The 10,432-nt window shown below is 59.7% G+C and carries 8 protein-coding genes; 2 read left to right on the forward strand and 6 right to left on the reverse strand.

All coding sequences use genetic code 11. From position 1 onward, the window contains the following. Positions 1-197: 197 nt before the first annotated feature. The 3 genes from emhC to KGB03_RS01395 are packed head-to-tail and all read right to left on the reverse strand — an operon-like array spanning position 198 to position 5,980. Positions 198-1,658: an efflux RND transporter outer membrane subunit EmhC gene (emhC, locus tag KGB03_RS01385; RefSeq protein ID WP_111450919.1), complete on the reverse strand. Its 1,461-nt coding sequence runs from the start codon at positions 1,656-1,658 to the stop codon at positions 198-200. Beyond that, on the reverse strand, positions 1,655-4,819 hold the full coding sequence (gene emhB / locus KGB03_RS01390; RefSeq protein ID WP_218536355.1) for an efflux RND transporter permease subunit EmhB: 3,165 nt from the start codon (positions 4,817-4,819) through the stop codon (positions 1,655-1,657). The genes emhC and emhB overlap by 4 nt, the downstream gene beginning before the upstream one ends. 3 nt (positions 4,820-4,822) lie before the next feature. Then, positions 4,823-5,980 (reverse strand): efflux RND transporter periplasmic adaptor subunit, encoded by a 1,158-nt coding sequence (locus KGB03_RS01395; protein WP_192406541.1) that lies wholly within the window; start codon positions 5,978-5,980, stop codon positions 4,823-4,825. A gap of 265 nt (positions 5,981-6,245) precedes the next feature. Between KGB03_RS01395 and emhR the strand changes: the two genes are divergently transcribed. Next, positions 6,246-6,878: an efflux system transcriptional repressor EmhR gene (gene emhR / locus KGB03_RS01400; protein ID WP_111450916.1), complete on the forward strand. Its 633-nt coding sequence runs from the start codon at positions 6,246-6,248 to the stop codon at positions 6,876-6,878. A 153-nt stretch (positions 6,879-7,031) separates the two neighbouring features. On the opposite strand, the gene KGB03_RS01405 is transcribed toward emhR, so the two are convergent. Genes KGB03_RS01405 through KGB03_RS01415 form a run of 3 tightly spaced genes read right to left on the reverse strand, consistent with a single transcriptional unit; the run spans position 7,032 to position 9,606 of the window. Further along, a complete protein-coding gene (locus KGB03_RS01405; protein WP_223526010.1) occupies positions 7,032-8,081 on the reverse strand; it encodes an alkene reductase in 1,050 nt (349 codons plus the stop codon). A gap of 21 nt (positions 8,082-8,102) precedes the next feature. Continuing rightward, on the reverse strand, positions 8,103-9,269 hold the full coding sequence (locus KGB03_RS01410) for an MFS transporter (protein WP_111450914.1): 1,167 nt from the start codon (positions 9,267-9,269) through the stop codon (positions 8,103-8,105). 34 nt (positions 9,270-9,303) lie between these two features. Then, positions 9,304-9,606, reverse strand: a complete 303-nt coding sequence (locus KGB03_RS01415) for an ArsR/SmtB family transcription factor (protein WP_093225791.1) — start codon at positions 9,604-9,606, stop codon at positions 9,304-9,306. Positions 9,607-9,777: 171 nt separating this feature from the next. On the opposite strand from KGB03_RS01415, the gene KGB03_RS01420 reads away from it, so the two are divergent. Continuing rightward, a complete protein-coding gene (locus KGB03_RS01420; protein WP_223526011.1) occupies positions 9,778-10,356 on the forward strand; it encodes an ACP phosphodiesterase in 579 nt (192 codons plus the stop codon). Positions 10,357-10,432 lie beyond the last annotated feature (76 nt).

Here is a 10,432-nt window from a genome sequence, read left to right on the forward strand (position 1 = left end):
TTTGTATTGTTTGGGCGGGCCTCTTCGCGAGCAAGCCCGCTCCCACAGGGGATCTAGGGTGAACACAATATTGATGACCAGCAGAGATCAACTGTGGGAGCGGGCTTGCTCGCGATGAGGCCGGAACAGACAACACACCTTTCCCCGCAGACAACAAAAAGCCCACCAATCGGCGGGCTTTTTGTTTTACCGCGCTATCAGAACAACTTCAGCTTCGGCGCTTCTTCTTTCAACGGTTCGTTCTTCGCGGTCTGCTCGTTCCAGCCACCGCCCAGTGCCTTGTACAGATTGACGGCACTGACCAGCTGCGCCAGACGGTCGGTGATCAGTACTTGTTCAGCACTGAACAGCTGACGCTGGGCATCGAGGAAGGTCAGGTTGCTGTCGACACCAATGCGATAACGACGCTCGGCCAGACGGTAGTAGTCCTGGTTGGCGTTGACGAAATCACGCTGGGCCTGCAACTGATCGGTGTAGGTCTGGCGCGCGGCCAGGCCGTCGGCGACTTCCTGGAAGGCCGTTTGAATGGACTTCTCGTAGTTCGCCACGCCGATGTCTTTCTGGATTTTTGAATAATCCAGGCTGGCGCGCAGGCTGCCTGCGTTGAAGATCGGCAGGTTGATCTGCGGCTGGAACAACCAGGTGCCCGAACCGCCCTTGAACAGGCCGGACAGGTCCGGGCTCAGGGTCCCGGCATTGGCTGTCAGGCTGATGCTCGGGAAGAACGCAGCCCGCGCCGCGCCGATGTTGGCGTTGGCGGCTTTCAGGTTGTATTCGGCCTGAAGGATGTCCGGACGGCGTTGCAGCAAGTCCGATGGCAGACCGGCCGGCACTTCGCTCAGCAGGTCGTCAGCCAATGGCTTGGCCGCTTGCAGATTGGCCGGGATGCCAGTGCCGAGCAGCAACGCCAGGCTGTTTTCATCCTGGGCGACTTGACGGGTGTACTTGGCTTTTTGCGCGCGGGCGTTTTCCACCGAGGTACGCGACTGGGCCAGATCCAGGGCCGAGGCCACCCCCACTTCGTTGCTGCGGGCGGTGAGCTTGTAGCTCTCCTCGAACGCACCCAGGGTGTCCTGGGTCAGTTTCAGCAGTTCCTTGTCGGCCTGCCAGGTCAGGTAGGCGTTGGCCACACTGGCCACCAGGCTGATCTGGGTGCTGCGTCGTGCTTCTTCGGTGGCGAAGTACTTCTGCAGGGCTTCTTCGCTCAGGCTGCGAACCCGACCGAACAGGTCAAGTTCATAGGCGCTGATGCCGACCGTGGCCGAGTAGGAACTGTTGATGTCCGTTTGGCCGGTCTGCGAGGCCCGGGCCGGGACCCGTTGACGGCTGCCGGTACCGTTGGCCGACACGGCCGGGAACAGATCGGCACGCTGGATGCGGTATTGAGCCGCAAAGGCGTCGATGTTCAACGCCGCGACACGCAGGTCACGGTTGTTTTCCAGGGCGACCTGGATCAGTTGTTGCAGCGCCGGGTCATGGAAAAACTGCTTCCAGCCCTGTTCGGCGGCAGCCTGGGCAGGCGCTTGGGCCGGTGAATACGCCGGGCCTTGCGGGTATTGACCCGCGACCGGTGCTTCAGGCTGCTGATAATCGGGTATCAGCGAGCAGCCACCGAGCACGAAGGCGGCAACAGCCAGGGAAAGTAGCGACTTGCTCATAAGCCAGCCTCTTTAGAAGGTTCTAGAGCGTCGTCCTGGTCAGCAATTTTGCGCTGCCCCATGGCCGACACGGTGACGAAAAACAGCGGGACCCAGAATATCGCCAAAACGGTGGCGGTGATCATACCGCCAATCACCACGGTACCGATGGCGTGTTGGCTACCCGAGCCGGCGCCAGTGGAAATGGCCAGCGGCACGACGCCCAGGACAAACGCCAGGGACGTCATGATGATCGGACGCAAACGCATGCGGCAAGCCTCGATGGCGGCCTCCTGCAAGCTCTTGCCCTGTTCATGCAGGTCTTTGGCGAACTCGACGATCAGAATGGCGTTTTTCGCCGCCAGACCAATGGTGGTCAACAGACCCACCAGGAAGTACACGTCATTGGACAGACCGCGCAAGCTGGTCGCCATCAAGGCACCGATAATCCCCAGCGGCACCACGAGCACCACCGCAATCGGAATCGACCAGCTTTCATACAACGCGGCCAGACACAGGAACACCATCAGGATCGACAACGCGAACAGCGCCGGCGCCTGCGAGCCCGCCAGTCGTTCTTCGTACGACAGGCCGGTCCAGGAAATACCGACACCGGCCGGCAGTTTCTGGGCCAGGGCTTCGACTTCGGCCATGGCTTCACCGGTGGAATAGCCGGGTGCCGGGGCACCGAGGATTTCCATCGCTTCTACGCCGTTGTAACGCGACAGCTTCGGCGCACCGTAAATCCACTCACCCTTGGCGAACGCGGAGAAGGGAACCATGGTGCCGGCGCTGTTGCGTACGTACCATTTCTTCACGTCTTCAGGGCTCATGCGCGCGCCCGGCTGGCCTTGTACGTAAACCTTCTTCACCCGACCGCGGTCGATGAAGTCGTTGACGTAGCTACTGCCCAGCGCAATCGACAGGGTGCTGTTGATGTCGGCGATGGTAATGCCCAGGGCACTGGCCTTCTCGTCATCGATTTCCAGTTGGTATTGCGGCTCGTCGTTCAGACCGTTCGGGCGGACCTGCGACAGCACCTTGCTCTGCGCCGCCATACCGAGGAACTGGTTGCGTGCAGCCATCAGTGCGTCGTGACCGATACCGGCACGGTCTTGCAGGAACACGTCGAAACCGGTGGCGTTACCCAGTTCCAGCACCGCCGGAGGTGCGAACGCAAACACCATGGCGTCACGGAAGGTGAAGAAATGCTGCTGGGCACGGGCCGCAACTTTGAACACGCTGTTGTCGGCGTTACGTTCGTGCCACGGTCTGAGCATGATGAACGCCATGCCCGAACTCTGACCACGGCCGGCGAAGTTGAAGCCGGTCACGGTAAACACCGAGGCCACCGCGTCACCTTCACCGCCGTCCTTGCCCGGACGCAGCAGGAACTCACGCATCTCGTCCACGACCACTTGCGTGCGCTGGGAACTGGAACCGGCCGGGGTTTGCACCTGGGCAAACAGTACACCTTGGTCTTCTTCCGGCAGGAACGCGGATGGAATACGCAGGAACAACCAGATCATGCCGACGACGATGATCACGTACACCAGCAGATACGGCACCTTGTTGCGCAGAATGTTGCCAACGCCGCGCTCGTAGCTTTTCACACTACGGTCGAAGTTGCGGTTGAACCAGCCGAAAAATCCGCGTTTCGGGACGCCGTGCTCACCCTTGGGAATCGCTTTGAGCATGGTGGCGCAGAGCGCCGGGGTAAAGATCAGTGCGACCAGTACCGACAGGGCCATGGCCGAGACGATGGTGATCGAAAACTGCTTGTAGATCACTCCGGTGGAACCGCCGAAGAATGCCATCGGCAACAGTACCGCCGAGAGCACCAGGGCAATACCGACCAGTGCACCCTGGATCTGCCCCATGGATTTCTTGGTGGCCTCCTTGGGTGACAGGCCTTCTTCGCTCATGACCCGTTCGACGTTCTCCACCACGACGATGGCGTCGTCCACCAGCAAACCGATGGCCAGCACCATGCCGAACATGGTCAGGGTGTTGATGCTGAAACCGAACGCCGCGAGGATCCCGAAGGTCCCCAGCAGTACCACGGGCACGGTCATCGTGGTGATGACGGTGGCGCGGAAGTTTTGCAGGAACAGGAACATCACCAGGAACACCAGCACGATCGCTTCGACCAGGGTTTCAACCACACCCTTGATCGACTCGGTCACCACCGGCGTGGTGTCGTACGGGAAGACCACTTCCATCCCTTGCGGGAAGAACGGCTTGAGGGATTCGATGGTCTTGCGCAGCGCTTTTGCCGTGTCGAGGGCGTTGGCACCGTTGGCCAGTTTCACCGCCAGACCGGAGGCCGGGCTGCCGTTGAACTGGGCGCTGATCGAGTAGTTTTCACCGCCCAGACCGACATCCGCCACGTCGCCGACACGCACTTGCGAGCCATCCTTGTTGACCTTCAGCAGGATGGCCTTGAACTGCTCAGCCGTTTGCAGACGGGTCTTGCCGATGATCGTCGCGTTCAGTTGCTGACCGGCCACGGCAGGCAAGCCACCGAGTTGACCGGACGACACCTGGACGTTTTGCGCGGCGATGGCGGTTTTCACGTCGCCCGGGGTCAGGTTGAAGTTGTTCAACTTGGCCGGGTCGAGCCAGATCCGCATTGCGTACTGGGCACCGAAGACCTGGAAGTCACCCACACCGGCGGTCCGCGAGATCGGGTCCTGCATGTTCGACACGATGTAGTTGGACAGGTCGTCCTTGGTCATGCTGCCGTCGCGCGACACCACGCCGATCACCATCAGGAAGTTTTTCACTGCCTTGGTCACGCGGATACCCTGTTGCTGCACTTCTTGCGGCAGCAGCGGGGTGGCCAGGTTCAGCTTGTTCTGGACCTGAACCTGCGCGGTATCGGAGTTGGTGCCCTGCTCGAAGGTCGCGGTAATGGTCATGCTGCCGTCGGAGTTACTTTCCGAGGAGACATAACGCAAGTTATCGATACCGTTGAGCTGTTGCTCGATCACCTGGACCACGGTGTCCTGCACGGTTTGTGCGGACGCGCCCGGGTAGGTCACAGAGATCGCAATGGCCGGAGGCGCAATGCTCGGGTATTGGTTGATCGGCAGTTTGAGGATCGAGAGTGCCCCGACCAGCATGATGACCAGGGCAATTACCCAGGCAAAAATCGGACGGTCGATAAAAAATCTGGACATGGTTTACTCCCCTTTGCCGCTGGAAGCCTTGTTAGCTACCTGTGCGGGGGCCGGGTTCTTTGCGCCAACGTTAGTCGCTTCACTGGCCTTTACTTCGACGCCAGGTTTAACGAATTGCAGTCCTTCGGTGATCAGGCGGTCGCCAGCCTTCAGGCCGTCTTCGATCAACCATTGGTTGCCGACGGTGCGGCTGGCCTTGAGGTGACGCAGTTCGACCTTGTTATCCGGGCCGACGACCAGCGCGGTCGGGGTGCCTTTGAGATCACGGGTCACGCCTTGTTGCGGAGCGAGGATCGCCGCGCTGTTCACACCGGCCTGCAGTTGGGCGTGTACAAACATGCCGGGCAGCAGGGTGTGGTCAGGGTTCGGGAATACCGCACGCAAGGTCACGGAACCGGTGGTCTGGTCTACCGAGACTTCCGAGAACTCGAGCTTGCCTTCCTGTTTGTACTGGCTGCCGTCTTCGAGGGTCAGCTTGACCGCGGCCGCGTTGTCGCCGGATTTTTGCAGTCGACCGCTTTCCAGTTCGCGGCGCAGTTCCAGCAGCTCTACCGAAGACTGGGTCACGTCGACATAGATCGGGTCGAGTTGCTGAATCACCGCCATCGCTTCGACCTGGCCGCTGGTGACCAGCGCGCCTTCAGTCACGGTCGAGCGGCCGATGCGGCCGGAGAGCGGCGCGTAAACCTTGGTGTAACGCACATTGATCTGGGCGCTTTGCAGGGCGGCTTCCGATTGCAACCGGTTGGCCAGGGCCGTGTCGTATTCCTGACGGCTCACCGCCTGTTCGCTGACCAACTGCTTGTAGCGGTCGGAAATCGATTTGGTCTGTTGCAGGTTGGCTTCGGCGCTTTTCAGAGTGGCTTCATAAACCGCCGGATCGATCTGATACAGCTGCTGGCCGGCTTTGACGTCGCCGCCTTCCTTGAACAGGCGCTTGAGAATGATGCCGTTGACCTGAGGGCGAACTTCGGCGATGCGGTACGCGCTGGTACGGCCCGGAAGCTCGGAGGTCAGGGTGAAGGCTTGAGGTTGCAGAGTAACGACGCCGACCTGAGGGGGTGGTGCGGCAGGTGCCGCCTCTTCCTTTTTGCATCCGCTGAGCAGCGATGCCAAGGCGAGGGCGGTGACCAGAGCGGTAACAGCTGGCTTGAATTGCATGAAAATCCTCGGGTCAGGCGCGCAAATTGCGCACTCGAAAGGTGGAAAGGTAAAAAATGTGCGCTGAGTGGATAAGTAGCTTGCTAAGGAATATACTTACGTTCATGGTTGTTTGTAAATACCTTGGTCGCGTATCCACACCGTTACAAAAGCCGTTCAAGGGTTCGAATTGTAGGCCGGGGACGACGTCTGAGAGCGATCGCCCCACTTTTATTCAGCTGATGTTCAGACATCGCTGAAGCATCCTGATTGAGGTTGTACTGTCATGGTCCGTCGCACCAAAGAGGAAGCTCAAGAAACCCGCAGCCAGATACTGGAAGCGGCAGAAAAGGCCTTTTACGAAAGGGGCGTGGCGCGCACGACACTGGCGGATATCGCTACCCTGGCCGGGGTCACTCGCGGGGCCATCTATTGGCATTTCAGCAACAAGGCGGATCTGGTGCAGGCCATGCTTGATACCTTGCATGAGCCGCTGGATGAAATGGCCAAGGCCAGTGAAAGCGAAGATGAACTCGACCCCTTGGGCTGCATGCGCAAACTGCTGATTCATTTGTTTCATCAAGTTGCCATGGATCCGAAAACCCGACGCATCAATGAGATTCTGTTTCATAAGTGCGAATTCACCGATGAAATGTGCGACCTGCGCCAGCAGCGCCGAGCGGTCAGCCTTGATTGCAATGTGCGAATCGCCCTGGCCCTGAGTAATGCGGTCAATCGGGGACAGTTACCGGAAAGCCTCGATACGGCCCGCGCGGCCATCAGCCTGCATGCATACATCGACGGCATCCTGTATCAGTGGCTGTTGGCGCCCGACAGTTTTGAACTGCATATCGACGCCGAGTGTTTGGTTGATACAGGGTTGGATATGCTGCGCCTGAGCCCCAGCCTGCGCAAATGAAACAAAATACCTAATGGGGGGCTTTTATATACGTACGCTCGCCAGGTTGATAGGTAGTGAGCTACCTGATTTGTAGGGATTTTGTGAGTAACCCGGTTGCCAAAAAGCCCCGGCTCTTTCGAGTCGGGGCTTTTGCGTTTCAAGGGGAGACGCTTACAACACCGGGTAGTCGATGTAGCCGACCGGGCCCTTGGCGTAGAACAGTTCAGGACGCGCCTCGTTCAGCGGCGCATCGGCCTTCAACCGTGCCGGCAAGTCTGGGTTGGCAATGAATGGCACGCCGAAGGCCACCGCATCGGCCTTGCCGCTGGCGAGCCAGGCGTTGGCGCTGTCTTTGGTGAAGCGTTCGTTGACGATGTACGGGCCGCCGAACGCTTCTTTCAATTGTGGACCCAGGCTGTCGCCATCTTCTTTCTCGCGGGAGCAAATGAAGGCGATGCCACGTTTGCCCAGTTCGCGAGCGACGTAAGTGAAGGTCTCGGACAGATTGTCGTCGCCCATGTCATGGAGGTCGGCACGGGGTGACAGGTGCACACCCACGCGGCCTGCGCCCCAGACTTCGATCGCGGCATCGGTCACTTCCAGCAACAGGCGCGCACGATTTTCCACGGAACCGCCGTAGTTGTCGGTGCGCTGGTTGGTGCTGCTTTGCAGGAACTGGTCGAGCAGGTAACCGTTGGCGCCATGAATTTCCACACCGTCGAAACCGGCCGCCTTGGCGTTCTCGGCACCGACGCGGTAGGCGTCGACGATGTCGGCGATTTCAGCGGTTTCCAGGGCGCGTGGGGTTGGGAAGTCAGCCATTGGGCGAACCAGGCTGACATGGCCTTTTGGCTGAATGGCACTTGGTGCGACCGGCACCTCACCGCCCAGGTACGACCCGTGGGAAATACGGCCGACGTGCCACAGTTGCAGGAAAATCTTGCCGCCCGCGCCGTGGATAGCCTTGGTCACATTGGCCCAGCCACGCACTTGATCGTTGGACCAGATACCCGGGGTGTCCGGGTAGCCGACGCCCATTGGCGTGACCGAAGTGGCCTCGCTGAGGATCAGGCCGGCCGAGGCGCGCTGTACGTAGTACTCGGCCATCAGCGCGTTTGGCACGCGGCCTTCGTCTGCGCGGCAGCGGGTCAGCGGCGCCATGATGATGCGGTTGGCCAACTCGAGGTCGCCCAGTTTGATCGGATCGAAAATAGTCGTCATGAAATAGCTCTCCGGTAGAGATCAGTTGGTAGCAGGGGCCAGTTCGGGATTGCCGCTCTGACGGAAGGTAATCAGGGTCACCAGCAGGGCGAGTACCGCCAGTGCTGCTGCCGCGAGAGGAACGCTGGTCAGGCCGAAACCGTGGGCGATGACGCTGCCACCGACCCAGGCACCCAGTGCGTTGCCGATGTTGAAAGCGCCGATGTTCAGCGTCGACACCAGGTTCGGTGCGGCCTTGCCGTAGGTCACCACGTTCACTTGCAGGGCGGGCACGGCGGCAAAGCACGCGGTGGCCCAGAGGAACAGGGTGATTTCGGTCGGAATCAGTGCAACGCTGGTCCAGGTCAGTACGGTCGAGATCACGGCCATCGAGATAAAGACGCCGATCAACGTGGCGGCCATGCCTTTGTCTGCCAGTTTGCCGCCGATGATGTTGCCGACCGTCAGGCCCAGGCCGATGAGCATCAGGGTCCAGGTCACGCCTTTGGGCGAGACGCCAGTGACATCGCCGAGCAGCGGGGCGACGTAGGTGAACAGGGTGAATACCGAAGCTGCGAACAACGCGGTCATGCTCAACGACAGCCAGATTCCGGCGCCTTTGAGGGCGCGCAGTTCGGCGCGCATGTCGAGTTTCTCTTCATCGCGCTTGGCCGGCAGGAAGCGGATCAGGCCGATCAACGCGATCACACCAATCACGGTCACCGCCCAGAAGGTCGAACGCCAGCCGGCTTCCTGACCGAGCGCGGTGCCCAGCGGAACGCCGAGCACGTTGGCCAGGGTCAGGCCGGTGAACATCAAGGCCACGGCCGAAGCGCGCTTGTTCGCCGGAACCAGACCCGCTGCCACCACTGAGCCAATGCCGAAGAATGCACCGTGGCAGAGGGCGGTGACCACACGGGCAAACATCAGCACGTTGTAGTCGGTGGCCATTGCACAGAGCAGGTTGCCGACGATGAAGATGCCCATCAACACTACCAGCGCAGCCTTGCGCGGCAATCTGGAGGTGGCCAGTGCCATGAACGGCGCACCGATGGCCACGCCCAAGGCGTAACCGGTCACCAGCCAGCCGGCGCCGGGAATCGACACACCGAGGTCCGCCGCCACATCGGGCAGCAAGCCCATGATGACGAACTCGGTGGTGCCGATGGCGAAGGCGCTCAAGGCCAGAATGAGTAGCGAGAGGGGCATTGTTGATTCCTTGTCGGCTTGCTGACGTTAAGGGTCAGAGCTCTTTGCTGAAGGTCTTGAGGAATTCCTGAATGGTTTCCTCATTGCGTTTGAAAAAATGCCACTGGCCGACTTTGCGGCTGCTGATCAGGCCGGCGCGTTGCAGGGTTGCCAGGTGTGCAGACACCGTGGACTGCGACAAACCGCAACGTTGATCGATCTGCCCGGCGCAGACGCCGTGCTCGTTGCTGTGAGACTGATCGGGGAATTCGACGGTCGGGTCTTTGAGCCAGTGCAGGATTTCTCGCCGTACTGGGTGTGCCAGGGCTTTTATTATTTCGTCGAGATTGAGGGTCATGGTGTTGGGCTCGTGATGAGTAAAACGCTATATCGCGATGAGGCGAACTTTAAATCGGTAATTCGCGATATACCAATATGATTTTGGTCTGACGACCGCATAATTCGGTATATCGAGTTATAACGATATGTTGAGTGTAACGATACCAAGGCGCAGTGCTAAGCTGCGCCCATGAACTATCTCGCACATCTGCACCTCGGTGGCCAGCGCCCCGGTCAATTGCTCGGCAGTCTGTATGGCGATTTTGTCAAAGGGCGGCTGCAAGGGCAGTTCGATCCGGAAATCGAAGCGGCCATCCAGCTGCATCGCAGCATCGATGTCTTTACCGACCGCCATCCGTTGGTGGACGTTTCGTTGTCACGGTTTTCCCTGACCCGCAGGCGTTATGCCGGGATCGTGCTTGACGTGTTTTTCGATCATTGCCTGGCCCGGGACTGGACGCTGTACGCCGACCAGCCGCTGGAGCAATTCACTTCGGGTGTGTACCGGGTGCTGTCCGCCGAGGCGCAATTGCCGGAACGCCTGGCACAGATCGCGCCGCATATGGTGGCCAATGACTGGTTGGGTTCCTATCAAGAATTTGCGGTGTTGGAGCAGGTGCTGCGGGGGATTTCACGGAGGCTGACGCGACCGGAGGAGCTGGCCGCAGCGATGCAGGAATTGCGAGTGTTGTATGAACCGTTGAGCGATGACTTTCGGTTGTTCTATCCGCAGCTTCAGGATTTTGCCCAAAACTATCCGACAACATAAACCCCCTGTGGGAGCGGGCTTGCTCGCGAAAACGGTGTGTCAGCTGGCATCAATGCTGAATGACACACCGCTTTCG

This window comes from Pseudomonas sp. BF-B-26 (assembly GCF_019956495.1).
In the GTDB taxonomy this organism is placed as follows: domain Bacteria; phylum Pseudomonadota; class Gammaproteobacteria; order Pseudomonadales; family Pseudomonadaceae; genus Aquipseudomonas.